General features: G+C 57.1%; 29 protein-coding genes. 8 read left to right on the plus strand and 21 right to left on the minus strand.

Annotated features, from left to right (window positions below; genetic code table 11):
• Positions 1–35: 35 nt before the first annotated feature.
• Positions 36–560 carry a Mov34/MPN/PAD-1 family protein gene (locus ACVC7O_RS22470; RefSeq protein WP_458326460.1) on the plus strand — a complete coding sequence of 175 codons (525 nt, stop codon included), beginning with the start codon at positions 36–38 and terminating at the stop codon, positions 558–560.
• Positions 547–1,428 (plus strand): HesA/MoeB/ThiF family protein, encoded by an 882-nt coding sequence (locus ACVC7O_RS22475; RefSeq protein ID WP_458326461.1) that lies wholly within the window; start codon positions 547–549, stop codon positions 1,426–1,428. Before ACVC7O_RS22470 ends, ACVC7O_RS22475 begins: the two co-directional genes overlap by 14 nt.
• A gap of 156 nt (positions 1,429–1,584) precedes the next feature.
• On the opposite strand, the gene ACVC7O_RS22480 is transcribed toward ACVC7O_RS22475, so the two are convergent.
• From ACVC7O_RS22480 to ACVC7O_RS22495, 4 genes are all read right to left on the minus strand, one after another.
• Positions 1,585–2,058, minus strand: a complete 474-nt coding sequence (locus ACVC7O_RS22480) for a GNAT family N-acetyltransferase (RefSeq protein WP_458326462.1) — start codon at positions 2,056–2,058, stop codon at positions 1,585–1,587.
• A 130-nt stretch (positions 2,059–2,188) separates the two neighbouring features.
• A complete protein-coding gene (locus ACVC7O_RS22485; protein WP_458326463.1) occupies positions 2,189–2,623 on the minus strand; it encodes a carboxymuconolactone decarboxylase family protein in 435 nt (144 codons plus the stop codon).
• Positions 2,624–2,647: 24 nt separating this feature from the next.
• Positions 2,648–3,058 carry a DUF6326 family protein gene (locus ACVC7O_RS22490; RefSeq protein ID WP_458326464.1) on the minus strand — a complete coding sequence of 137 codons (411 nt, stop codon included), beginning with the start codon at positions 3,056–3,058 and terminating at the stop codon, positions 2,648–2,650.
• A gap of 107 nt (positions 3,059–3,165) precedes the next feature.
• On the minus strand, positions 3,166–3,555 hold the full coding sequence (locus ACVC7O_RS22495) for a hypothetical protein (protein WP_458326465.1): 390 nt from the start codon (positions 3,553–3,555) through the stop codon (positions 3,166–3,168).
• A 133-nt stretch (positions 3,556–3,688) separates the two neighbouring features.
• Here ACVC7O_RS22495 and ACVC7O_RS22500 point away from each other — a divergent pair, with 133 nt between their 5' ends.
• Positions 3,689–4,072 (plus strand): winged helix-turn-helix transcriptional regulator, encoded by a 384-nt coding sequence (locus tag ACVC7O_RS22500; RefSeq protein WP_458326466.1) that lies wholly within the window; start codon positions 3,689–3,691, stop codon positions 4,070–4,072.
• Between the two features lie 370 nt (positions 4,073–4,442).
• Here the strand turns inward: ACVC7O_RS22500 and ACVC7O_RS22505 are convergent, their stop codons facing one another.
• Positions 4,443–4,913, minus strand: a complete 471-nt coding sequence (locus ACVC7O_RS22505; protein ID WP_458326467.1) for an H-NS histone family protein — start codon at positions 4,911–4,913, stop codon at positions 4,443–4,445.
• 80 nt (positions 4,914–4,993) lie between these two features.
• Between ACVC7O_RS22505 and ACVC7O_RS22510 the strand changes: the two genes are divergently transcribed.
• Positions 4,994–5,929 carry a histone deacetylase family protein gene (locus ACVC7O_RS22510; protein ID WP_458326468.1) on the plus strand — a complete coding sequence of 312 codons (936 nt, stop codon included), beginning with the start codon at positions 4,994–4,996 and terminating at the stop codon, positions 5,927–5,929.
• Between the two features lie 442 nt (positions 5,930–6,371).
• On the plus strand, positions 6,372–6,815 hold the full coding sequence (locus tag ACVC7O_RS22515; RefSeq protein WP_458326469.1) for a DUF4262 domain-containing protein: 444 nt from the start codon (positions 6,372–6,374) through the stop codon (positions 6,813–6,815).
• Between the two features lie 523 nt (positions 6,816–7,338).
• On the opposite strand, the gene ACVC7O_RS22520 is transcribed toward ACVC7O_RS22515, so the two are convergent.
• The 15 genes from ACVC7O_RS22520 to ACVC7O_RS22590 form a co-directional block, all read right to left on the minus strand.
• On the minus strand, positions 7,339–8,358 hold the full coding sequence (locus tag ACVC7O_RS22520) for an IS110 family RNA-guided transposase (RefSeq protein WP_458326470.1): 1,020 nt from the start codon (positions 8,356–8,358) through the stop codon (positions 7,339–7,341).
• Between the two features lie 96 nt (positions 8,359–8,454).
• Positions 8,455–9,441: an ATPase, T2SS/T4P/T4SS family gene (locus ACVC7O_RS22525; protein WP_458326471.1), complete on the minus strand. Its 987-nt coding sequence runs from the start codon at positions 9,439–9,441 to the stop codon at positions 8,455–8,457.
• Positions 9,438–10,847 carry a TrbI/VirB10 family protein gene (locus tag ACVC7O_RS22530; RefSeq protein WP_458326472.1) on the minus strand — a complete coding sequence of 470 codons (1,410 nt, stop codon included), beginning with the start codon at positions 10,845–10,847 and terminating at the stop codon, positions 9,438–9,440. The genes ACVC7O_RS22525 and ACVC7O_RS22530 overlap by 4 nt, the downstream gene beginning before the upstream one ends.
• Positions 10,848–10,850: 3 nt before the next feature.
• Positions 10,851–11,582, minus strand: coding sequence for a TrbG/VirB9 family P-type conjugative transfer protein (locus ACVC7O_RS22535; protein WP_458326473.1), 732 nt, complete (start codon positions 11,580–11,582; stop codon positions 10,851–10,853).
• A 3-nt stretch (positions 11,583–11,585) separates the two neighbouring features.
• A complete protein-coding gene (locus ACVC7O_RS22540; RefSeq protein ID WP_458326474.1) occupies positions 11,586–12,251 on the minus strand; it encodes a virB8 family protein in 666 nt (221 codons plus the stop codon).
• Positions 12,248–13,261, minus strand: coding sequence for a type IV secretion system protein (locus ACVC7O_RS22545; RefSeq protein ID WP_458326475.1), 1,014 nt, complete (start codon positions 13,259–13,261; stop codon positions 12,248–12,250). The genes ACVC7O_RS22540 and ACVC7O_RS22545 overlap by 4 nt, the downstream gene beginning before the upstream one ends.
• Positions 13,262–13,657, minus strand: a complete 396-nt coding sequence (locus tag ACVC7O_RS22550; protein ID WP_458326476.1) for a hypothetical protein — start codon at positions 13,655–13,657, stop codon at positions 13,262–13,264.
• A complete protein-coding gene (locus ACVC7O_RS22555; RefSeq protein ID WP_458326477.1) occupies positions 13,654–14,427 on the minus strand; it encodes a type IV secretion system protein in 774 nt (257 codons plus the stop codon). Before ACVC7O_RS22555 ends, ACVC7O_RS22550 begins: the two co-directional genes overlap by 4 nt.
• The gene (locus tag ACVC7O_RS22560; RefSeq protein WP_458326478.1) at positions 14,424–15,530 is read right to left on the minus strand and encodes a lytic transglycosylase domain-containing protein; all 1,107 of its coding nucleotides are present in this window, start codon (positions 15,528–15,530) and stop codon (positions 14,424–14,426) included. The genes ACVC7O_RS22555 and ACVC7O_RS22560 overlap by 4 nt, the downstream gene beginning before the upstream one ends.
• Positions 15,527–15,712, minus strand: a complete 186-nt coding sequence (locus tag ACVC7O_RS22565; protein WP_458326479.1) for a hypothetical protein — start codon at positions 15,710–15,712, stop codon at positions 15,527–15,529. The genes ACVC7O_RS22560 and ACVC7O_RS22565 overlap by 4 nt, the downstream gene beginning before the upstream one ends.
• Entirely contained in the window at positions 15,703–18,099 is a 2,397-nt protein-coding gene (locus tag ACVC7O_RS22570) for a VirB4 family type IV secretion/conjugal transfer ATPase (RefSeq protein WP_458326480.1), read from the minus strand. The genes ACVC7O_RS22565 and ACVC7O_RS22570 overlap by 10 nt, the downstream gene beginning before the upstream one ends.
• Positions 18,074–18,352 carry a type IV secretion system protein VirB3 gene (locus ACVC7O_RS22575; protein ID WP_458326481.1) on the minus strand — a complete coding sequence of 93 codons (279 nt, stop codon included), beginning with the start codon at positions 18,350–18,352 and terminating at the stop codon, positions 18,074–18,076. Before ACVC7O_RS22575 ends, ACVC7O_RS22570 begins: the two co-directional genes overlap by 26 nt.
• On the minus strand, positions 18,352–18,633 hold the full coding sequence (locus ACVC7O_RS22580) for a TrbC/VirB2 family protein (protein WP_458326482.1): 282 nt from the start codon (positions 18,631–18,633) through the stop codon (positions 18,352–18,354). Before ACVC7O_RS22580 ends, ACVC7O_RS22575 begins: the two co-directional genes overlap by 1 nt.
• A 21-nt stretch (positions 18,634–18,654) precedes the next feature.
• Positions 18,655–19,137 carry a lytic transglycosylase domain-containing protein gene (locus tag ACVC7O_RS22585; RefSeq protein ID WP_458326483.1) on the minus strand — a complete coding sequence of 161 codons (483 nt, stop codon included), beginning with the start codon at positions 19,135–19,137 and terminating at the stop codon, positions 18,655–18,657.
• Positions 19,138–19,219: 82 nt separating this feature from the next.
• Positions 19,220–19,576, minus strand: a complete 357-nt coding sequence (locus ACVC7O_RS22590) for a hypothetical protein (protein WP_458326484.1) — start codon at positions 19,574–19,576, stop codon at positions 19,220–19,222.
• A 129-nt stretch (positions 19,577–19,705) separates the two neighbouring features.
• Between ACVC7O_RS22590 and ACVC7O_RS22595 the strand changes: the two genes are divergently transcribed.
• Positions 19,706–20,251, plus strand: a complete 546-nt coding sequence (locus ACVC7O_RS22595; protein WP_458326485.1) for a hypothetical protein — start codon at positions 19,706–19,708, stop codon at positions 20,249–20,251.
• Positions 20,252–20,873: 622 nt separating this feature from the next.
• Here the strand turns inward: ACVC7O_RS22595 and ACVC7O_RS22600 are convergent.
• On the minus strand, positions 20,874–21,626 hold the full coding sequence (locus tag ACVC7O_RS22600) for a hypothetical protein (RefSeq protein ID WP_458326486.1): 753 nt from the start codon (positions 21,624–21,626) through the stop codon (positions 20,874–20,876).
• A 502-nt stretch (positions 21,627–22,128) separates the two neighbouring features.
• On the opposite strand from ACVC7O_RS22600, the gene ACVC7O_RS22605 reads away from it, so the two are divergent.
• On the plus strand, positions 22,129–22,371 hold the full coding sequence (locus tag ACVC7O_RS22605) for a type II toxin-antitoxin system Phd/YefM family antitoxin (protein ID WP_458326487.1): 243 nt from the start codon (positions 22,129–22,131) through the stop codon (positions 22,369–22,371).
• Positions 22,365–22,781 carry a PIN domain-containing protein gene (locus tag ACVC7O_RS22610; protein ID WP_458326488.1) on the plus strand — a complete coding sequence of 139 codons (417 nt, stop codon included), beginning with the start codon at positions 22,365–22,367 and terminating at the stop codon, positions 22,779–22,781. Before ACVC7O_RS22605 ends, ACVC7O_RS22610 begins: the two co-directional genes overlap by 7 nt.
• The last annotated feature ends 13 nt before the right edge of the window (positions 22,782–22,794 follow it).

Genomic DNA, 22,794 nt, shown 5'->3' on the forward strand with positions numbered 1-22,794 from the left:
CACCTTCATGTACAGGCTGCGGGAGGGCGCGTAACATGATGCACTGGCTCAAGCTATCTGTTGCAGAACGCGACCGACTTTGGACACACCTGCTTCCTGAAACTAGCCGCGATGAGCAAGCCGCCTTTTTATTTTGCAAATTCTCCAACTCTGGCGACGGATTGCTACTGGAAGCAATCGATCAGAAGCTTCTCGGCACCGCAGATTTCGCAGCCCAGCGTAAGGACTACATTGAACTAACCGATCAAACGCGCATCGACCTCATCAAGCGCGCGCATCTGACAAGTACAGCACTTGCAGAACTTCATTCACATCCGGGGCCATGGCCTGCCGCCTTTTCGCGGTTCGATAGGCATGGATTTAAAGAGACGGTTCCGCATATGCGCTGGAGGCTGAGGCAGCGTCCCTATCTGGCGATAGTCGTCGCACCGTCAGGGTTTGATGCCCTGATTTGGCCGCCGGGCGCAGCACGCCCGGAACCCTTGGCAGGCATTAACGTCGACGGTGTGACTTTCGAGCCAACGAACAATTCTCTGGAGGGATGGGATGACCTATGGTGATCGTTTTGACCGCAACGAGCGACTGTTCGGAAAAGATGGTCAGGCGCGGTTGCGTGGCATGCGGGTTTTTGTAGCGGGAGCAGGGGGACTTGGCAGCCACGTTGTGCAGCAAATCGCTCTGCTTGGTGTTGGCGCAATTGACGTTGCCGATCAAGAAGAGCTGTCACGATCCAACCGAAACCGATACATCGGAGCTTGGTACAGCGACCCGGTTCCTGGCACCCCAAAGGTGGACATTGCGGAGAGGTTGGCAGGGTTGATCGACCCGACAATCAGGTTATCGGTAATCGACGACGATATTGTTTCTGAAGCAGGTCTTGAAGCTCTTAGGCATGCCGACCTAGTGTTTGGGTGTGTGGACAATGACGGAGTTCGTTTCTTCCTCAACGAAGCCAGCCTTGCGTACAACAAACCCTTAATCGATCTAGCTTCCGATGTGCCCGAACTAGGTGTGTTCGGAGGTCGAATTGCCTTGATCACTGGAGAACATGGCTGCTTGCATTGCCTAGAGCTTCTTGACAGTCAGGAAGTGCGCCGTTTCCTCTCAGGCGAAAGTATGCTTGCGAACGAGGCGGCGGAATACGGCGTTGATGTCAGATTATTGTCCGAAGCCGGCCCGTCTGTCGTATCAGTGAATGGCGTAGTGGCCTCGCTAGGCGTCACTGCCTTTATGGCTTGGGCGACCGACCTCAAGATGCCCTACCGGCTTCTCAACTATCGAGGCGACCGCGGTACGGTCACCCGACAACTGCCGTCCAGTTCCGAAGATTGCTTCTATTGCAACGGCGTGCGAGGAGCCGGTGATCGCGCGGATCTCTTGCGCTATGTCCGAGCCAGGCGAGAAGCGGCGGCGTATGAGAACGCGTAGCCAATTATGGCTGCACCCTCTCGTCGGTACTGACCACTCAACGTCCGCTTTAGAGAAGCTGCGTTGCCGCATCGCCTGACCGAAGCAACGGCAGCTGTGGGCCGGAGCTACGACATATTCTGAAGCCGTCGGTTAGCTACAGATCGGACAACGCTGTCATGTTGTCTCAAGACGGAATTTGAGGAACTTCTCGCCATCGTAGTCGATCTGGCCAACCGGCTTTGCACCCAGTCTGCCGAGCGCTCCCAGGTTTTTGCGGGACGGTGGCAACAGAAAGGTTACAAATGGAATGCGGTCGTCCGCCATCGCGAAATCAATTGCCTTCATTGCAATGCGCCGCCCGAGGCCGAACGAATCCGGTCGTAGGACGAGCCCGAAATCCCACTCTCCGCTTTCTTTCTGAAAACCACCCCATCCGACATATGTACCGTCGGCCAGAAACGCCCAATGTCCAAGACCGTCCCTGGCCCAGTATTCCTCCTTCTTGGCGACAAACCCGGCCGCGACATTGATATCCCAAGCAGACGTCAAGAGCGGCATATGCTCAGCGACCCGAGGGTCGGACATGTGATCTGCAATCTTGGCCGGCTCAACTTCGGTGAGCCTTGCGAATGTGATGTCGTTTTTCAAGGTCGCCTCCTTTGGCGTCTTTTTTTGCGGCCTGCCCAGGTCGCGGACGGTACATTTCCAGTCGGGTTAAGGGTGAGGCCCAGATTACCGGGTCTCACCTACTTGTTAACGGTTGCCGGGCAAGCCTCCGTCAGTGCTTTGACTTCTGAACCCGGTTCCAAAGATTGATGATGCTGATGTCTGCTGTGATGACCGAGATCTCTTCATCGGAGTAGTGCTTTCGCAAATCCTGCCGGAGGTCCGACAGATCCCTGTCCCGATCGAGGTACGTCAGCGCTTCGGTCCATGCGAGGACCGCTTGTTCGGCCGGCGAGAAATGGTCCACCTCGCGCCAGACAACGAGTGTATCCAGCTTTTCTTGTGGAACACCTGCTTTGCGTGCTTGGTTTAGATGCATGGCCACACAGTAGGCGCATTGATTGATTTGAGACGCCCGAAGCTCGATCAGCACCGACAGGGCATGATCTAGGCCATGACTGGCCATCAATGCATGGGTATGGCCGAGGTGCCCGAATATCTCCGGCTGGTTCTTCTCGTGCGTGAGTAGAGGGTCGGTATCAGTCATTGATTTTTCCATTCTTGATTGGGGTTAGGTGTAGTGCGCAGCACCGGCAGGCAGTGCCGGTTTCCATCGCCAAGCCATGACAACGATGGCTGACATCGCGATGAGTTGAAGTGCGAGGTGGTAGGTGTCATCCAGATCGATGGGCGCGGGCGGGATCATGGTGATCGTCGTGACAAGCGCCGCGACGAATGTGAGCGGTCGGGCGAAGCGACGCTCCAGCATAAGTGAAAGCGGCACCATGGAAATTGGCACCGAGACCACGACACCGCCGATCAACATCAGTTCTGGAGTGATCTCCATGCCGTTGAACTGGCCTGTCATGATGGTTTCGAGGAACCCGGGCATCACGAACTGGTGGAGATCGCGAAAGATGATGTTGAGCAGAATAAACAACCAAAGGGCCGAGAGTTTGATGTGAGTGTCAACAGATCGCATAGGTGTAGTCTTTCTTTGGTCTGGAGAAGGGAGGACGGCGGCCAGTGACTGCAGGCTTGAACCATCTGGCCTTGGACGCGGTTTGCTCGATAGAAGCTCTGTCTTCGCTATCTGGAGAGAAGCTGTTGAATGGCAGCCGTTGGACTCAGTGCTGCCCAGATAAGAAGAAGACCAATCGTTCCAAAAATGGCAGCAAAAGCCCGTGACGATGCGGCCGGAGCAAAGGCGAGAATTCCCGCAGCACCAACATTGGACACGATACCCATCAGGACTGCCGCCCAGGGAAACACCCCATCCGCGCTTTGCCAAAGCCCCACAACGTAGCCAACGAGCAAGGCTGTAGCGGCCATTCCGTAAAGCCGGAAAAGTGTCGCGGACGCGGCGGAGACGCCGGTCATGGTCTCAAGCCGGTGCCGCGGCAACAGCAAGAACGGCCCCGACACCAGAATAACTGTCACCACGATCTTCGCTGTAAGAAGCAACGATATTGCAGACATGACCTGAAACCCTATTGTGAACTCAGGGGGCAAATACAGGAGCTAAAACCGGATGTCAAACTCAGATAGCACATATCGTCGACAATCCCCCGTCCCCATAGACAAGTGCGGGGCGGCTCTGGCGACCGACATCATGTCGGACCGGTGGACAATTCTGATTATGCGCGAGGCGTTTTATGGAGTGATGCGGTACGATGACTTCCGCGCGGACATCGGCATACCGCGATCCGTGCTGACGGACCGTCTCAAGCGTCTGGTCGACGCCAAGATGCTCAAGCGTATTCCCTACCGCGAAGGCAATTCTCGAACCAGATACGGGTACGCGCTAACAGACATCGGTGTGAGCTTTGGTCTGCCCCTACTTGCTTTGATGGCATGGGGGGACACGCACTTTGCGGAACAGGGAAGCGCGATATCGATCGTCGATCGGTCAACTGGAAAGAAATTGAAGGTCGCTTTGGTGCCCAAAGAAACGCCTGAAGTCAGCATAAACGGCGTGAAGGTTGTTCCGAACTAGGCCGGACGAAGTGAGTTGATCCGTCGCAGGGCGGGCCGTATGTCTGCCGTCGTTTTAAGCTAGTACGCCTCATAAAGAAGCGGCAATGGCGCACATTCTCAAAGCGTCACTCCACGTGAGCGTCTGCTTTATCCTGCGGATTTCCAGTTCGGATAGCGCACGATTGCGCAATTGCAGCGAACGGCGGCTTCAACGGGCCGCGCCGCAGCAACGAGACGTCACCATGGATGGCGGCTCTGGGCCGTCCTTCTCAATACCAGCTCAGATCGTCCAAGGTTTCACTTCGGAACGGGAGAAGGCGAGCAATGCCCGCGCCATCTAGCGGGGCGCAGGCATTTTCAGTGTTGTTGCAGTTGAAAGCTCAATTAGACTAAGCCGCCAACCCTTCCGGTTTCTTTCCTGCCGCCAGATGGGCGATGAACCAAGCTGGCTTGCGACCCATGCCAGACCAGGTTTGTTTCGGATTGTCCGGGTTCTTGTACTTGGCCTTCGAAACCACGTTCGACTTCGTGGCCAGCTTTGGAGCAGCCTTCATCGGCCGCTTGCTTGCTGATTTCACTGCCGACTTGGAGCCAGTCTTTGGTGCAACTGTTCGTTTCGACTTGGTTGTCGTTTTAGCCGCTGCCTTGGGAGCAGCTTTGCGTTTCACCTTCTTCGGCGTTTTTGGGGGCTTCGCGCTGTGCAGACGAGCTATTTCGGCGAAGTCCACCCCGTGTTTTTTTGCGACGGCTTCCATCTGCGCAAGAGCTTCTTGGCGGATCAGCTCCTGTCTTCGTTTCTCGATCTTCGCGCTCAACTTGTCTAACTCAGATGCACTCATTTCGCTGACATCTGCTGCCATGGCTTATTCCTTCTTTGCTACTTGACGGCGCTGCAATATCAACAAGGGATGATTAAAATCTTAAGGGTTAATCAACGCAAATGACCACGGCCCTCTATTCACACGCAGATAGCCATGCACATGTAACGCCGCAGGGGCACCCGGAACGAGTTGAAAGATTGGAAGCTGTCGCCGCTGCCTTGTCGGATGATCGGTTTTCAGCACTTGATCGCCGCGAGGCCCCGCTGGCTGATCCGGCAGAATTGCTACGCTGCCATCCGGAGAGATACATAACTAAGATCAAAGCTGCCATCCCTGCTGAGGGAAGCCGTGCGCTTGACGCCGACACGCATGTCTCCCCAGGCTCATGGACCGCAGCGCTTCGGGCTGTCGGTGCTATCAGCGCGGCCGTAGACGCAGTGCTAGACGATGAGATCGCGAACGCTTTTTGCGCTACGCGGCCACCGGGGCACCATGCCGAAAGAGAAAAATCCATGGGCTTTTGTCTCTTTGGAAATGCGGCCATCGCCGCCAAACGCGCACTTGACCAACATGGGTTGTCTAGGGTGGCTGTTGTCGACTTTGACGTGCATCACGGCAATGGCACTCAAGATTTGCTCTGGGACGAAGCGCGCACGCTCTTCGTTGGCAGTCACCAGATGCCACTGTGGCCCGGCACCGGTGATCGCGATGAGACCGGCGCGCATGGCAACGTGATGAACCTGCCGCTCGACCCCGGCACTGGCAGTGCTGGTTTCCGCAGAGCATGGGAAGCGCACGGGTTGCCCGCGCTCGATGCCTTTGCCCCTGAGCTGATCGTGATATCGGCTGGGTTTGACGCCCATGAAGACGACCCGTTGGCACAGCTTGCTCTACAGGAGACGGATTTCGCCTGGATTACGGAGGCGCTTAGCGATCTTGCGGACGCGCATGCGGAAGGGCGCGTCATTTCAACACTTGAAGGCGGCTACGATCTGAATGCTCTCGCGGCAAGTGCCGCTGCGCATGTAGAGGTCTTGATGCAGCGTGGCCGATAACCGTATAATGCTGTTTATTTCCTGCGCGTGCCGAAGGCGTCGCGAAAGGTAGGAAATACGGTACGCGGAGCATTGAGTCTGCCGCCTTGTACGGGCTCAAAGATCACTGCCCAGAAGTGACCGCAGAGTGGACCCCTTCTCAACTGTTTTTGATCGCTACAACGCTCATGATCTGACGGGCTGCAGCTTCGCAAGTCACTTTGACATCAATCGCATCCGACTTGCCCAAGCTGATGTATGGCTTTTCTCACTTAGTTGGGATCAATCGCGCACAATGCCTTAACAACAGCCAACATTTACCATGATTCTACGACGGCGTTGCACCAAATTCCTTAATGCGAGACGTTAACAGAATGTTAACGATTGCTCCGTTGGGGGAACAGATATGCAGACTAAGTCTCCTGTGAAAGGCCACCCCGACGTTGAGGCATGGGTCCAGAAGATGATTGTCGAGAACGGTTATGCTCAGATCTCAAGACATGATCCGTCTTCCGGACTGCCTGGTTTTGCCTTCACCATCGGCCTTGAACACTCACGAAATGTCCCGGAGCTGATCTGCCTGGGCGTTTCGCCGGATATCGCAGCACAACTGTTCTCGATCTGCATCGAGGGTCATGACGCGGGCCTCTGTGATCTAACTGCTCGCAACCAAAGCGTTTCTGGGTTGGTAGACGGCTACAGCTTACGCTTTCGTCGCGTGAGCCCTGCAATGGTGTTAAAAGCCAATGAGGTTCGCCCCAATCGTCCTGCAGATATCTCGGACATGGTGCAACTCTTGCTGCCCGACAATGACGGGTTTTTTCCTGGAGATGCAGAGTGCGACCCAGGAATTGCCGCCTCGCAGGATACCGATTGGCTGCTGGCGTCATCAAACGGACTGAGTTGAGGTTTTTCGACCAAGCGTCGCCATTTGCAGCATGCGCAAACCGGGGAAATTGCTGGTGCCGAACCGTATCCTCGGTTTGGTTGAGCTGTAGTGGTCAAATTTACAGCGGGAGCCCTTCTTCTGGTACAATACTCGTGCAGAAATACCGAGTGACCAAAAACGTCAGCTGCAAGCACAAGATGGGTTCCTTCCGCAACGTATGAGTTCAAACAACCGTGAATCTCGTGTTCGCAGCGAATGTCTCCTCTGACGGGCCGCACCGCAGCATCGCGAAGGTAGGTCAAAGGTCCGGATTGGGCCGCTCCTGCATTGCAAGAGATTTCTGTGATTGCGATGGTCTGTCAGTACAGTCGTGTGTCCGGCCTGTTTATGCGGCGGTTGCCACTGGCCCTGATGAGTTCCGCGAGCAAGGTTCCTATCGGCTAAACGACCTCGGGGGCCGCGACATTCGTCGGAGTTTCCTTACTCTTGGTTGACTTCGTTTCGCATCATCACATCAAGCGTCTTGCATCTCGTGGCAGGATCAAACGCTCGGCTGCCGGTATTCTTGCCGTTTTGTCAGTAGCGCCCAGATGATCCGAGCGGATTTGTTGGCCATGGCGACTGTCGCCAGCCGGAAGGGCTTTTCGTCTAGTAGCTTCGCCGTCCAGGTGTCGGCTTTCTCCGGGCTGTTCTTGGCCATGAGAGCGCGCGACGTCATTCCTATGATCAGCAGTTTTCGGATGTAACGGTCACCCTTCTTCGTGATCCGCCCGAGGCGCTCTCGACCACCACTGGATTTGTTCAATGGAGTGAGACCCAGCCACGCGGCAAAGTCGCGACCAGTCTCGAACTGTTTTGCATCGCCAATGGTGGCAACGACAGCTGATGCTGTGATCGGGCCGATCCCCGGCATGCGCATCAACCGCCGTGCATCGGCATCCAGCCATGCGTGTTGTTCGATCAGCTTGGTAAGACCATCAACCCGCGCGTTGAGCCCATTCAGCTGATGACACATCACGCCAAGAATGCCGTTCGCGATCTCGGGCATTTCCAACTGCTCTTCGGTGCCATGCTCTCTGGCGAACCTGGACACCGCCTCGATGCCCGTCGGCAGGATGTGACCGAACTCACGAAGGATGCTGCGGATCATGTTCACGACCTGGGTGCGCTGACGGACAACCAGATCCCGCGCCCGATGGATGGCGAGAACAGCCTGCTGGTCTTCCGACTTGATTTCGACAAAGCGCATAGTGGGGCGGCGCACCGCTTCGCAGATCGCCTCGGCATCCGCCGCGTCGGTTTTGCCGCGCTTCACATAGGGTTTGACATAGGCTGCTGGCATGAGCCGAACGTCATGACCAAGTTCGCGCAACTTGCGTCCCCAATGATGGGATGATCCGCAAGCCTCCATCCCAACCACGCAGCGCGGCAACGTCTCGAAGAAAGCGATCAGCTTCGCGCGTTTGATCTTCTTGTTGATGATCTTGCGTCCCGTCGCAGAAACGCAGTGCACCTGGAAAACGTCCTTGGCCAAATCTAGGCCTACAGTCTTTACTGTCATTGGGTGGCTCCTTTCCTAGCAGTCGTTGACAACTGCACTTTGGCACGTTCGATGCCGGTGGAGCAGGAGCCATCCACCTCATCCGCTAAGGGCCGCTCAGCTTGCCCCCATAACCAAGACCTCGGAGACACCGCGTTTACCGCTGTCGCGTCCAAGCTGGACAATGACGTCTATCGACCGGCGGATATAGCTCTGTACCTCGGCGAAGGTCAAAGGTGTCCCGGCCTGCAAGACCATTATCGCCAACCGATCTATCGCAAGCTCAGCGGTTTCGGCGTGGATTGTTGTCACTGATCCGCCGTGGCCCGTGTTTATAGCTTCCAGATATGTCAGCGCTTCGGCACCGCGCAACTCACCCACAACGATGCGATCTGGGCGCATCCGCAAACTCGCCTGCAGCAGAGCATGTGCTGACCGCTGGGATGTCGGCATTCGCTCAGCCAGCAGGCAAACAGTATTTGGCTGACCAGGAAAAAGCTCGAAAGCATCTTCTATGGTAATGAGCCTCTCGTCGTCCGGAACCGACTTCAGCAGATGCCTTGCGAATGTGGTCTTGCCGGTGGATGTCCCACCGCTGACCAAAAGATTTAAACGATGGCGGACGAGCGAAGACAAGGCTCTGGGGAGGTCGTTCTTTGCAATGCCCATGACTTCCGTGAGTCTCGATTGCCGCCGATCATCTAGCGAGACCGGCTTCCCGAACAGGTACTCAGGATCGAAGGTTGTCTGGCCATCAACACCAAATAGCCGAATAGAGATCGCCGCGCCGTGTTCTACCGCTGGGGGCACAACAACCTGGATGCGTAGCGGGCGCTGAAGGTAGTCGATCTTACCTGAAACCAAAGGCGACTTGTTCGATACTCGTGCCCGCGCATCACCAACAAGTGTGGCAGCCAGATTTGCTGCTGCCGCCGCCTCGACAGTGCGGTCAATTCTCTCCATCGCGTGCGCACCTTGGCGTTCGATCCAAACATTGCCATCCGGATTGATCGCCAACTCAATGATGTCGTCCTTCAGGATCAAATCGCGATAGGGTTCAAGGTATTGCTCGAGATACGAGGAGGGGAGGGAGGCTTCGCTCAATAGATCACGATGTCCCTATCGACAAGTACGGTTACGGTAGCGCCTTGATCGACGTAGATTGTTGGCGAGATCGAAACCTGATCGGCGATCACCGAACTTGTCGCGTCTTCGAGGTCATTGCCGACCTCCTCCAGAACCTCGCGGGTCACTTCGCCTTCCGTGGAGTTGGCGGCAACGGCGGGGGCCGCGCCGATAATCGATATGAGAGCAGCTCCTCCAAAGCGTTCGTCGAACTTCGTATCCACCAAACCGGTCAGGCCGGAGCGTCCGAGTTGATCACCCCCGACAGAGGCGATCTGCATAGATGTACCGTCCGGCGTGAGGACGCGCGTCCATAGAATGAGGATGCGCTTCTGGTTCACTTCCACGCCAGATCGATATTGCCCAAACAACCGCGAGCCTCGCGGGATCAGTACTGCGTCGCCGGAGAACGCGTAGACTGGTTCCGCAACGACCGCGACAACGTTTCCGGGCAGATCACTATTGATGGCGGTTTGCAGTGCCGCCTGTATGACGGACCCTTGCGCGAGAGTGCGTTCAGGTTGCTCCATACGAGCCGCCTCATCGATTTCAAGTGGCCGCGCCGCGCCTCTGAGATAGGCTTCGTTTTCGTTGAGCGGGATATCTGCGCCTTGTGCGCCGTTCTGCGGGCCGCTGGCGTTTGGTGCCAAGACCGATGATCCTGTCGAATAGACCACGGCAGGAGATTGGATCTGGGCACTAAGTAGTTGTTCGGCCTCGCGGCGATTTTGCTCTTCTTCCTGTCTGCGACGTTCTTCGAGAAGCTGTTGGTCGCGGATCAGGGCGTCATTGGCGCGCTCCGCCTCAAGAGCTTCGCGTTGGGCGCGTTCCGCCTCCAGAAGACTCTGAAGAGAGTTCAGCCGGGTCTCGCTGTCGCGTTCCATGGCCGCGAGTCTTTCGTCTCGCTCCGAGACAGCAGCTTCGAGGGCTTGTGCTTGATCTGCGAAGGCATTGCGCAGTTCGGTCACGGCTGATTGAATTTCGGCGTTTCGCTCGAGCTGTGTAGCGGCGAGCGCTTCGCGAAGCTCAGCCAGTTCGGCGAGGATATTAGCGCTTGGCTCAGCCGAAGGCGGGGTTGGCTCGGGGACCTCAAGGGCTTCTTCCATAGCGATAAGGGCATCGTTCACGCGCTGGTCCGCTTCATCGGCAGGGAATTCCAGCCGACCTCCATCTGAGAGACCGTCATTCTGAAATGGCTCGACATCCGAAGTCTCTAGTTGGTCTGGATCTGCTTGCCAGTCAGTCGCCAGGAAATACGCAACGCCCGCACCGCCGAGGCCGAGAGCGAGCGCCAGCGCGGTAACGCTAAATCCCGATCTGGATTTGGAGCGTTTTGCGTTGCTGAAAGTGTCCAGCCGGTTCTTCAGGTTGGGTTCATCCGACATGGTTCAGTTGCTCACGTATATCGCGGAGGTATCTCGGTAGATGCAGAGCGCTTCTTCACCCAGGCGCAGTGTCCAGAAGTCATTGACACCGGAGACGCGGACGGTGTTGCCGTTCTGGGTCCAATTGACCGTGCGCTCGCGACCGCCGTTGTCAGCCTTGAAGATGGCGGGTTGCCGTCCGCTTTCGGGAAAACTGAAGTAGGTGAACCGGCCGTCGTCATAGACCGTGGACGGGCGAAAGTCGCCTTCGCCGGCGATCTTGTAGTTGTAGTTGCGCGGCGCCTCGAACCCTTTGGGCTGTGCATTCGCCAGTGTGGCGCGGCGCTCTTCGCCCGGGTAGCGAAACCGCACTTCAAAAAACATGCCCGTGCGACCTTGTATCGAACCTTCCCGCAGATGGAATGTATAGCTGCGGCGGTTGGTGATCACGCTCATGTTGGTCGAGGCATTTTGGACATGCGGCTTGATCGTCAGCACATTGCCAAGCTCGGGGATTGGATCGACTTGAAAACTTTCGGTGTCTCCCACGATCACGGCCTGGAACCGCTCCCCGTCGCCAAACTGGATCGTGGTCGAGTGCCGCAGATCCGTTTCGATACGGAACACCTGCTGCTCGTCGTAGACCGCATACCGTATGCGGATATCTTTCGGCCCACCCTGAGGTGTCGCTTCCGAAAGTACTTGGGCCGGTGCCAAAGCCAAAAGCAGACAGGGCAGGGCGGTGCGCAGCATCATCACTCAGTTCTCCAACGTTTCGGCGTCGACACGATAGGATGTGACGACAAAGCCGAGCGGGTTGGCCCAGACCTGTTGCAACCGCTGGCGAGTTTCCGGGCGAAACTCGTAGCGCAGCGTGGCCACGTAGGGCCGTGTCACAGTCCTGTTGTCCCGCGGCTTTCGAAGCGTTTTCGTGAACCGCACCTGTGCCACTCCAGGTTCGACCTGGTTCACAGACCGGATAACCACGTCGATTTTCGCATCCCGTCCATAGACCGAGATTGGATAGTCGGGATTGGTTGAAGACCATAGATCGCGTAGCGTGCGCGCGGCGTCTTCGTCGGACCTTTGAAGGACCGAATTGATCCGTTCTTCGCCGTCGGTCAGGTCGTAGGTTTCGCGATCATCCACGTATGCGACCAAGTTGGCCTGAATGATCGCATCACTTTCATCGAGGCTGAGCTCCTCGACAGCGGCAACACGGTCCATTTCGCCAGTTTCCTTGTCGACGACGACGACGAAGGTCTCTACCGTCTTGAGCGGGAACAAGGCAACGGCACCCACGAAACCCACCACGCCGACAATCACACCAGCAGCGGCGACAAAATAGGCAAACCGCTCGCGCCTGCGTGGACCAAAGATGAAGTCGGCCTCAAAGGCGTCCTGATCGAACTCCGCGCGGGTCATGTCTTGCGAAAAGATTTTGTCAAAGCGAGCGCCGCGGCAGGCGTGCGTCGGATCAATTCGTTGCTCTTTGTGGCCGCACCGCTGACTCCGCGTCGGAGTTCGTGCGGTGTCCTGCCGGTCAAGATGCGTCCGGCACCACCCGCGCCGTACTCTCCAGCGTTGACCATGCCGCGTCGCGCCAATCCCGTCAGGCCGATCGCATTCGAGGCGATGCCCATGACACCTGTGAGGTTGGATGCGATGAACGGGACGGCGGCCATCACGCCAGCTGACAGGAGCAAGATCACGAGGAACGGCAGGATAAGGCTGACCGTTTCGACGTTGTCTGGATCGGCGGAGGCGTCGCCAATAGACTCAGCGATGGCGACGATGATCCCGGCGGCTCCGGCAGCGGCCACCGGCATCAAGGCATAGCCGATGGTGGCACGGGTCCAGGCTTCGAAAAGCGATTGGGTCGGTTTGAAGAGCGACGTCAGGATCATGAAGGGCGCGATGACGATCATCAATGTGAAGACGATACGCGCGTAGGCGATGATCCCGGCGGTGACGGCTGCGAAGATGGCGGACAGAACGAAGAAAATCGCTCCGAGGACTGCGCCAAAAACCCAACCTGCACGGTCGCCGATGGCGTCACCATAGGCGGTGATCCGGTTCACCATGCTGTCGAGGCTTTCGTAGACTCCGGTTTCATCACCGGTGGCTGTCAAGGCAAGAATGCGAGATCCGATTGCCTCTGGGACGTCCGAAACGATCCGGTAGATAACTTCAAAGTTTTCCCAACTCTGAGCGAAGATTCCAATCAACGATGTTTTCAACCCGAATGCGAATGCGCTGCCGAAAGTCATAGGGCGCAACTGCATGACAACGCTGATGCCAATAATGATGAGAAGGAGCACAGAGCCAACGCCAAGCACGTCTCCGACTTGCCCTGCAGCTTCCACAAAACCGGCTTCAGCGACGGAATCAATTGCGTCATCGACTTGCTCAAGGATGTCTGTGATGATCCCCATTCAGTTACCGCAAAAGTCGAGAAACTTCGCTTCCAGACCATCGGCCTGGCTTCGCAGATCGATCACATCGAAAGGCAGCTTTGGGTTGTCTGAGGTCACATATCGTTCGGAGATGCGGACGACGTGCGACCACTCAATCTCCTTGAAGGGGCATCCACAGACATCTGATTGAATTGCTGCCTGGTATGCTTCGATGCGCAGGATCTCGCGATACCCATTTCTGACATAGGCAAACGAGTCCAAGTCTTTTGGCGGCCGCGGGGCCTTGCACTCAATTTGGTCTTCAGTGGAATGTGCCATTGTTTCGAACCCGCCCTGTGAGGTTTGAGCGCTCAGCGTCAGAGGCAGGTAGACCAGCGTTAGCGCAGTCAAGGAAATCGGGGCTTTTCGCATCATTTCGGCACCTCCATGGTCCGGAATTTTCGCTCCTCGGCGAGGGTCGCGGCATCAACCACACCCAACTGCCCGCCACTCACACCGGCGGCGGCTTCCAGACGCCAGATCTGCGTGAGGATGATACCGAGCTCGGCGGTCACGCGGGTGTTGAGATCGACCGCCGCTTTCAGGCCGCCCTGGTCGTCGATCAGCCCCACCATGGTCTCAAGACGGCCGAGGCTTTCCCCGGCTTCATAATGGCTTTCCTGAGCGGCAACCGACAGCATCGCGCTAGACCCGGCTTGCGTCGCGATCCGATTGTCTGCGGGCTCATTACTGGTCGCCAAGGATGTCAGACGCTCTTGCGTGAACCCGCTGCCGGACAGAAGCCGTTCAACAGCAGCATCCAGCTCCGCCCCCGGTCGAAAGCCGCTCAGAAAGTCACCGCTCGAAATGGCTTCAGCCGTTGCGAGTGGTGCCGTCAGCTTGCCACGGACCCTCTCGAACTCTTCGACGGTCGCAAAAAGCTGGCCCATTTCATTGCCATCGATGAGAGAGGCTAATTGACCCTCGAGGTTCAGAAGCTGGTTCAATTGTGTTTCCAACTCCTGCCGCATCGTCGCGAGCTGTTGCAGTTGGACATTCAGATCCTCCGCCATGTGTTCGAGCTGCAAGACCAATTGCCGAAAGTTCGAGTTGTCGAATGTCGGGACACCCTGGGCATCGGCTTGATCTGCAGGCGTGACGGCGAGAAGCGTGGCGAAGGCGGTGCCGAAGGTTTTTCCTTTCATCGGATGACTCCCATGCGCATGAAGTCGCGCTCAGAGAGCCGGTCCGCGGCCAGATGTTGGCCATGGGCGGCCTCGCGCTGACGGTTGGCAGCCATCAGACGAACGCGAAGGTTGAGGATGCGGCCGATTTCGGCCTTGGCGTAGGTATTGAGTTCGAAGGCCCGCTTGATATCCGGCGTCTCGTCGATCTGCCGGATAATCGCGGCGAGCCGATTGATGACTTGCTCGGTCGTGGCGTAGCTATCGGCGGCGTAGTAAACACTGGCTTCTGACATGCTGCTGTACTCTGCGAGCGCCATGTCCGACGGGGATAGAGTGCCGAGCGCATCCGCCCCACCAACAACAGCGAGGTATTCGTTGTAGAACCGCGAGATCTTCCGGACATAGCCCTGGGTTTCAGCAAAGGGTGGCACGCCGCCATATTCATGGACCCGGCCCGGTCCGGCGTTGTAGGCGGCAAGTGCATGCGGGATGTTTCCGAAGGTGCTGAGCTGCGTCGTGATGTACCGCGCGCCGCCGCGGAGGTTGTCCATCACATCATAGCGATCGACGCCCATGTCGGACGCCGTCCCCGGCATGAGCTGTGTCAGGCCGTAGGCGCCCACGGGGCTTTGTGCGGTGACGCTGAACCTGCTTTCCTGTTTGATCAGCGCCTGGAAAAGGCAGCGCCACTGGGTAGCCGAAAGACCGGCCCGCCGCACTCCGGTCGCTCCGGCGTATTCATCCGCCACCCGCACAATCATCATCTCGATGGTCTCGCGTCCCTCCCCGAAGAGGCGGCTGTCCATGGGATGATCTGCGGCAACGGGGTAGACATCGCCCGCAGGGAAGTCCGCGTTTCCTTCCAGCGCTCGGATATCGAGGCCTGGGCCGATGAGTGCGGTTGACATCGCCTCCAGCACCCGAAGCTGATCGGATTGAACTGATGAGAGTATTTCTCCCGTGTTTAGTTGGTCCCGCTGCGTCACCATATCGTCTCCCAGTTTCGAGAGGATGGTGAAAAGTTGCCCAAGCCCTGCGTTGTCTTGCGTCGGCACACCTTGCGCATGGGCGAGGGGCGCCGAGCAGACCAGAATGGCAATGAGCGAGGCCGCCGGTTTCATGGGCTGCGCCCGATCGCTTCGAAGTCGCAGTCTTTGGTGCCTTGCGCTGCAAAGGAGAGTACTTCTGTATTGGCTCGGCTCATGGCAGGCGCGTCGTCGCGACCGAAGCACGGCGAGGTGGCATCCGTGTAGCGTTCACAGGCGGAGAGTATGGCAGCCAGAAGGATCAGTATTAATCGCATAGCTGCCTCCAGAAGTCTGAGGTGCCGCGCCAGTCTTGGCCGAGCTGAGCCTCAGCGGACCGTCCTCCCCCCAAAATGGTAAGAAGCGGCCCAAGCGCGGAGAGGTCAGCATCGACAAAGATGCTGTCACCTGCGGATCGCACCAGCGCGATACGCTGGCCTGCCGTTGGTCTTGTCAGCAGTTCGGCTTCCTTTTCGTTCACGCGAAGGAAGTCGTAGTCAGCAGGGGTGGCCCGCCCGTTGGGGAACAGGATTTGCGTCGGTACTGTCTCGATGATTGTCTTGCCGACCCGAGCCTCTCGCAATTGACTGGGGTATTGCGTCATCATCACGACGATGCAGTTCATTTTGCGGAGGGTGACGAGCCAGTTCTCGAGCCTCGCCGCGAAATAGGGATCGTCGAGAAGCTTCCAGGCTTCATCAAGAACGATCACGGTGGGTCGGCGATCTTCCACAATCCGCTCGATCCGGCGCAGGATGTAGGACAAGACAGCCATACGTTCGGTCGACATGTCGAGGATCTCGGTCATGTCGAATCCAACCACGTCGCCGTCCATGTGCAGGGCATCGTTCTCCCGCGGCATATCGAAGACCCAGCCAAAACGGCCGCCCGGTGCCCATTCCCCAACACGCGCCTGCAACTCGCCGTCGTCGTCAAGCGATTGGAACAGGGTTTGAAAGGAGACAAACCGTTGCAGCGATGGACCGGCATCCGCATTCTGCGACACCGCACTCTGAATGTGCCGAGACTGTTCCCCGGACAGGTCGTTTGCCCGCGCCAGAAGCGTCGCCAGCCAGTCCGATAGCCAGGCCCGTCCGCGTTCATCCGTCTCTGTCTGCAGCGGATTGAGACCAGTGGGGATACCGGCAAGGATCGTATTGTAGTGACCGCCCAGGGCGCGCACCACCATCTCGAGCCCGCGATCCTTGTCGAAGAAAAATAGCCGCGCGCCGACCCGTTGCGCTTGGGCGGCAAGAAATGCGGTCGTGAGGGTCTTGCCGCTGCCGGTGCGACCCAGAACAAGCGTATGGCCAACGGTCGGTTCGCGCTCAGGTGATCCGGGTTCGTGGAAATTGAAGCCGTAGGCAGAGGTACCCGTCGTCGGGAAGACGGTTAGCCGCGACCCCCACGGTGTCTCCCAATCCGAACGTCCTTCGACGCATCCATGCAGCGCCGAGAAATCCGCGAAGTTGATCGTTGAGATCGGTGTCTTTCGGGCACGATAGCCGTAGTTGCCAGGAGCTTGCCCAAAATAGGTTGCCTTGAGGGCCATGTTCTCTCGCACGATCACGGCCATGATTTCCTGCCCCAGACGCTTGATCTCGGCTGCGGCCTGTTCGAGCGTCGGTTGATCGGGCGCGTAGACGGCGATGGACAGGTGATGATCGCCGAACGCAATGCGCCCGGCTTCCTGATCATCGGCCGCTTCCATGAGTTGATCCCGCAAGGAGACGGCCGCGTCATCGGCCGCCCGCATCTGCCGAACGATCCGTTGAATCCGTTCCGCCATGATGTTTGTGGGGATCGGAGTAAAGGAATTGGTCAGCACCACATCAAGCGGAAGGTCGAGACCGTCAAAAAGAGAGACATCCGTGAGCGCGGGATAGCTCTTGACGCTGAAGAGGGCCCCATACCGTGTCTCGCCCGTCGTGCCGCATGTGATCCGGGCCGTATCGCCCTCGAAAGTCGCTCGGCAGGATCCAAGCGCATAGGCGAGGGGCAGAGGGGCGTTCGGCGGTGCAATCGGGGCATATTGTCCGGTGAGCAGCGTTGCGAGAAAGCCGAGCCATTCGCCGGTGGTGTTGTCCAGGCGACGAGGTTTCGCAGGCCCAAGCGCAGTCTCGAAGAATCCGGCCACTTCATCGAGTTCCCGCGCACGGCCCGCGCGGTCTTTCATCCAGGCGCGCTTGGCAAAGGCGTTGAGAAGCGGGACCCGTGCACCGATCTCCGGACGTCGCAATATGCTGAGATAGAGTTGCGGCTTTTTGGGAGAGAGTTGCGCGATTTGAGCTTGCCAGCGTCGGTCGATCTCCGCTGCAAAGCCGTCGCCTTGTACAGGACGCATCGCGAGCTTCTGAGGGACAAATATGCGATGGACATAGAAGCCGTAGAGATTGCCCGTTTGCGCGATGACCGCCGCGACCGCGCGTTTCATGGCATCCAGATCGGCGTCTGGCGTCGTCGGTGCCGCAAGTCCCTCAAGACGGAGGGTGGCCATCAGATCGCCCTCCCGGACGATCATGACATCGGGTTTGGCGAAGGCGACGTAGGGCAAATGCTCGGCGAGATGGCTTTCGCGTACTAAGGCTGTGCCGCTCGTTTCAATGACCGCCGGGCTGGGCTTTGCGTATCTTGCCCCGTCAAGCGCCATAACTGTCTCCGCCATGAAATGCTCGATTGCGCGTGCCCCGCACCGTGCCATAGGAGACGCGCAGCACTTCGAAGAAATGCGGTTCCTTGTCGGCAACAAACCAGAGGACAGGATAGGCGAGCGCACCGACCAGAAAGAAGACTGGTGACTTCGTCCAGATAAAGGGCAGGACCACGCCAAGCGTGAGCACGACGAGATATCCGACCGGCAAGCCGAGATATTTCGGCGGTCTGGCCAATCCGAGAAAGAGAGGGGACCGCATGGCCATCAGGTAAAACCTTCAACGATAGTGTCAGCGTAGAAGATCAATACGATTCCGATCACCACGGATGCGAACCACCCCCAATTCAGCCGTCCCATCATGCACATAAAGCCGGTGCCGATGACCGCGAGCGTCGCGACTGCGATGCCGATTGGGCCGGTGAGCGCGGCTTCGATTGTCTCGAGCATTGTCTGGATGGGAGAGAGGTCCTGGGCGAGGGCAGGGGAGGCCCAAAGGGACAGAAGGCCAAGTATTGGAGGCAGGTATCCTAGGGGCAATCTTCGCATCGGTTTCCCTCGTTTCAGGTCCTAATTCAGGTCGAACACGACGTCAGGACGCGTGGCGACGCGCGTTGTCGGTCCGGTCAGGTCTTGCGTGGTTTCGCCGGAAAGGCGCGCTCGGATGCGATGCACCCGGGCGATGTAGTCACGCGTTTCCGTGAAGGGTGGCACGCCCCCATGTTCCACGACGCGATGCGGCCCGGCGTTGTAAGCGGCCAGCGCCAGGTCGATATCGTTGAAGGATGCCAACTGCGCCAAAAGATACCGTGCAGATCCATCGAGGTTCTGCGCGATGTCGGTTCTGTCTACGCCGAGATCGCGTGCGGTGGCCGCCATGAGCTGACCGAGACCATAGGCGCCCTTTGCGCTGGTCGCGTTCGGGCGATAGGCGCTCTCGGCTTCGATCAGGGCGCGGAACAGAGCCTGCCAGTCGTTGGAATCAATCTCTAGTACTCGAAGGGCCCGATTGCGTTCATGTCTTGCCGCTGTAGCTTGAATCGCCTCCAACACGTCCGACTGGGCCGTCGCCGCAAAGCTTCGCGAGTTTGTGGGCGGGGGATTTCTGTGTTGTTGGCCGTGAACCGTCCAACCGTCAGTTGTTCTGACGCTCCCGTCCGCTCGGAAGATCATCGCTTCCGCCGGGAGCATCGAAGGGAATGGTATAGTCGCGGTCAAAACACAGAGTGCGACCGTCGCCGAATTCATGGTGGTGCTTGAATAACCCCGGCCAGATGTTGAAGAGGCGGGGTTCTGGTCCGTACGGCCCGAACCGGGTGGAAACCAGGACAGCTTCGGGCTCACCTTCCCGAAGGTAAACGCACTGATATCTGGGTTTCCCATCGTCCGTGAACTCGACAAGCTCGTACCGACAGCGGAAGTCGACTCCCGACCCGATGAGGTCTTTCACCCCATCAATAGTAATCAAGATCTGATCGTTCGCGATTGGCACCAGGCTTCCCTCTTGGAAGCCTTTCTACAATCGGCATGAAAGCGCGGAAAGTCACTGCTTAGCAATATGTTGTTTTGTGCAATAAAATATTTAGGCGAGAATTGGCCTAGTTGCCTACGGGAGAAATTCATGAAAACCCTTCACATGTTGGTTCTACTCGCAACTCTTGTGCTTGCAATGCCGATGCAAAAGGTGCGCGCTTACGATATTGATTGCGCCATCATCCTCTGTATGGCGGGCGGATTTCCGCCCGGCGCCGTGTGTTCAGCGGCTTATGCAGAGATGATCCGACGGGTGACGCCTTGGCCCAGCGAACCGCCGTTTGGTATCTGCAGCTATGTGGGACCTTCAACGGAGCTTGTCTCTGACAACAGACCGGAATCGCTCGATATCTCCGGCAGCGACTTTGGGTGGCTGCGGGCGACAAAGGTGCTGTGGTGGAAGAGCCGTGCTTACGCGTACCGTGAGCAGGGTGAACTCTGGGACTGGTCGCTGGAAGTGTGTGACCATACAAACGGCAATTGCCAGTTTGCAGCTCGCGTTAGTCGTTCCGAAAACCCATGGCCGGAGATGGTGGGCGGGGTTTCTGTTGGCGCTGCAGGTCGTCGTGCTGTCATGATCCGGTTTTCAGATTTCGCTGGACGTACACGGGTCACGCATTGGATCAGGTACTGATCGCTCGCTACAACCTGAGATCAATACTGCGAACTTCGATTTCCGTGGAGAGGTCCGATTGAGGATCCACGAACCACATACGTATGTGTTCTCCGTTGTCCCATTTGTAGTCGCGCCAAACAGTGGTGGTGCCGGACGGGCCCCTGATAACTCCTTCCCTGAAAGGAATTGCGAAGCGTTTGACCTCGGACATGGCGGCGACCGATGGATGTGAGCAGGTGCAAAAAGTTCTAGTATAACGGGAATCAATATTCAATCTTTCTGACGCTAATACGCGTCAAATTGCCGAGGCGATATTGTAGTTAGACGATGGGCCACCTCGTCGTTTCTTAGGAGTAAATTGTCACCTAGCTGATTGCTGACCGCAAAACCACACGTCTCAATGCGCTGCTTCCCTGACGCCACCCTGTCCAAACCGCGGAACACTTCTGACACAGCCTAACAGGTCGTGTTGAGCGGACGAGCACGCAAGTTTTAAGGGAGTGGCTGACCAAGCACGGAGTGGAACCGCCAGACAAGAACTGGCAGCGGTGAACGGTTTTTCAGGTGAAGCAGTCGAACAATCCACCAACCGCCTCATCCCAGTGCTCTTCTTCGAAAAGCACTTATGCTTTTTTTCGGTTTAAAGACCTTTTTCGACATCCAATCCAAACGTGTCATTTAGAATTGAGGTGTCCAGCGGTTCGGCCTCTTTTCCGGTGAGATCCTTAAAAAACTGCGCCGCAAAGGTGTGGCACGTATTCCTTCCGCTCTCGTAAGGCCCAGCATCAAAGGCAGTTGTCGCGAAAATCCCGGCTGCATCTCCAATCATCATGTTGCTCACAGCAGGTTCGGTCCTCTGAGCGGTCAAATTCGGAGACGGTGACGCATCGTAAATCATACGATAGCCGGCAGCAGTAAAGTCGAACTTGATGAACAAAGTATCCCTGACGCCACGCGGCATAGCTTGGACGAGCACTTCGTAATGGGTCTGCGGCGGCCTCGGAACCATAAAGCTGACGGTCGTGATTACGCCTCTCGACATATGGCTCATCGCATTGTTGATATCGAAATCATCCAATGAGACGTCTTCCGGATCCACCATGACCTCTGTCCGACCTTTCGAACTCTCCGCCGGTGTCTTGAAAAAGATACGCCTGGACTCGGCCGGATCGACATCGCCCACGCCCTCCTCTTCATTGTCCGACACGTCCGTTTCGAAAATTTCGAGGGGCGCCGTGTCGGCGGCTGGCTCAAGGTAGTCGGGCAGCGCATCAATCATTTCTGCCTCCTCGAATGCACCCATGAAAACTATGATATCATCACTATGAACTGCGGTGGGCTCGCCTTCGACCATGTAGACCCACCACTTTTCCGGATTCGGGAGAGATTTCAAATCTGCTTCCACAAGCAAGGGCTCTGGACCGCTCTGAAAGCGCTTTTTTCGCTGTAGAACGTCTTGGTTGGCCTTGAGACCGTTTGCTCCCCGCGCCCTCTCGCTCAGCTGAAGAAGTCGAAGAACTGTTGGCGATGAGTCTGCGATGACTTGCAAATGCGAATGCGGCTGACCTGACGCAGCAGTTCGAACTGTCACCGAAGGAAGCGGTTGGACGCGTTGACGCATTACGATTTCAGAACTCTTCGCGCAAAAGAAATTTCTTGCTGATGTTCTAAAACCCTAACACGCGCGTGTCGACCGCGCTAGGTCGCGTTCATCGGACGGGCCCCGACGAGTGGCAGTGGTGGAGCTTTGCTTACAAGGACTTTTCCACCAATTTTGGCTTCGCCGGGACCTGCTCGACCAAAGAAAAGCTAGGGTTTTTCGTACACATACTGAACATTCTGACCATCTTGACATTTGCAAGCTAGCCAGCTATCTAGCCGTTAGGAGGCTTGATATGTGGACATTGCAAGATGCAAAGAACAAATTCAGTTCCGTGGTCGAAGAAGCCCTGGCCGGTCGACCACAAGAAGTGACTAAGCGCGGAAAACCCGCTGTAGTGATCTTGTCTGCTAGCGAGTACGCGCGCCTGAAACGCGCAGCTGCAGACAATCGGGGCACGTTTAAGGATCATCTACTTGGTTTCCCTGATGGCGAATTCGAGCGGTTGCAGGCCCATCCTCGAGAAGTCGAATGGTGAAAGTAATCCTCGACACGAACGTTGTCTCTGGTTTGAGGAAACCTGCGCAAAACCCAGAAGTTGCAAGTTGGTTGAGGGCTCAGCGCGAAACCGACCTCTTTCTGAGCGCCATCACTCTTGGAGAGATCGAGCGTGGCGTCGTGCTACAAGAGAAGAAAAACCCGGAGTTCGCAGCTGCTCTACGAACTTGGCTTAACGCCACTGTATCACAATTTTCAGACCGGATTCTGGAGTTCTCGGCTCAAGACGCCAGGGTCTGGGGTGGCCTCTCGGCCACTTTGGGTCACGCGGGCGCAGATCTTATGATTGCCGCGACGGCCCTCAACAACGACGCTAGAGTTGCGACGCGGAACACTACCGATTTCATCCCGACAGGCGTGCCGGTCGTGAATCCATTCGATGCGCCGTAAGGTTTATTATGTA

The sequence above is a fragment of the Roseobacter cerffii genome, assembly GCF_054226325.1.

Coding starts and splice junctions, on each gene's coding strand:
- ACVC7O_RS22470 (WP_458326460.1), top strand. CDS start 36: ATGATGCACTGGCTCAAGCTATCTGTTGCAGAACGCGACCGACTTTGG.
- ACVC7O_RS22475 (WP_458326461.1), top strand. CDS start 547: ATGACCTATGGTGATCGTTTTGACCGCAACGAGCGACTGTTCGGAAAA.
- ACVC7O_RS22485 (WP_458326463.1), bottom strand. CDS start 2,623: ATGACTGATACCGACCCTCTACTCACGCACGAGAAGAACCAGCCGGAG.
- ACVC7O_RS22490 (WP_458326464.1), bottom strand. CDS start 3,058: ATGCGATCTGTTGACACTCACATCAAACTCTCGGCCCTTTGGTTGTTT.
- ACVC7O_RS22495 (WP_458326465.1), bottom strand. CDS start 3,555: ATGTCTGCAATATCGTTGCTTCTTACAGCGAAGATCGTGGTGACAGTT.
- ACVC7O_RS22500 (WP_458326466.1), top strand. CDS start 3,689: ATGTCGGACCGGTGGACAATTCTGATTATGCGCGAGGCGTTTTATGGA.
- ACVC7O_RS22505 (WP_458326467.1), bottom strand. CDS start 4,913: ATGGCAGCAGATGTCAGCGAAATGAGTGCATCTGAGTTAGACAAGTTG.
- ACVC7O_RS22510 (WP_458326468.1), top strand. CDS start 4,994: ATGACCACGGCCCTCTATTCACACGCAGATAGCCATGCACATGTAACG.
- ACVC7O_RS22515 (WP_458326469.1), top strand. CDS start 6,372: ATGATTGTCGAGAACGGTTATGCTCAGATCTCAAGACATGATCCGTCT.
- ACVC7O_RS22520 (WP_458326470.1), bottom strand. CDS start 8,358: ATGACAGTAAAGACTGTAGGCCTAGATTTGGCCAAGGACGTTTTCCAG.
- ACVC7O_RS22530 (WP_458326472.1), bottom strand. CDS start 10,847: ATGTCGGATGAACCCAACCTGAAGAACCGGCTGGACACTTTCAGCAAC.
- ACVC7O_RS22535 (WP_458326473.1), bottom strand. CDS start 11,582: ATGATGCTGCGCACCGCCCTGCCCTGTCTGCTTTTGGCTTTGGCACCG.
- ACVC7O_RS22540 (WP_458326474.1), bottom strand. CDS start 12,251: ATGACCCGCGCGGAGTTCGATCAGGACGCCTTTGAGGCCGACTTCATC.
- ACVC7O_RS22545 (WP_458326475.1), bottom strand. CDS start 13,261: ATGGGGATCATCACAGACATCCTTGAGCAAGTCGATGACGCAATTGAT.
- ACVC7O_RS22550 (WP_458326476.1), bottom strand. CDS start 13,657: ATGATGCGAAAAGCCCCGATTTCCTTGACTGCGCTAACGCTGGTCTAC.
- ACVC7O_RS22555 (WP_458326477.1), bottom strand. CDS start 14,427: ATGAAAGGAAAAACCTTCGGCACCGCCTTCGCCACGCTTCTCGCCGTC.
- ACVC7O_RS22560 (WP_458326478.1), bottom strand. CDS start 15,530: ATGAAACCGGCGGCCTCGCTCATTGCCATTCTGGTCTGCTCGGCGCCC.
- ACVC7O_RS22565 (WP_458326479.1), bottom strand. CDS start 15,712: ATGCGATTAATACTGATCCTTCTGGCTGCCATACTCTCCGCCTGTGAA.
- ACVC7O_RS22570 (WP_458326480.1), bottom strand. CDS start 18,099: ATGGCGGAGACAGTTATGGCGCTTGACGGGGCAAGATACGCAAAGCCC.
- ACVC7O_RS22575 (WP_458326481.1), bottom strand. CDS start 18,352: ATGGCCATGCGGTCCCCTCTCTTTCTCGGATTGGCCAGACCGCCGAAA.
- ACVC7O_RS22580 (WP_458326482.1), bottom strand. CDS start 18,633: ATGCGAAGATTGCCCCTAGGATACCTGCCTCCAATACTTGGCCTTCTG.
- ACVC7O_RS22595 (WP_458326485.1), top strand. CDS start 19,706: ATGAAAACCCTTCACATGTTGGTTCTACTCGCAACTCTTGTGCTTGCA.
- ACVC7O_RS22605 (WP_458326487.1), top strand. CDS start 22,129: ATGTGGACATTGCAAGATGCAAAGAACAAATTCAGTTCCGTGGTCGAA.
- ACVC7O_RS22610 (WP_458326488.1), top strand. CDS start 22,365: ATGGTGAAAGTAATCCTCGACACGAACGTTGTCTCTGGTTTGAGGAAA.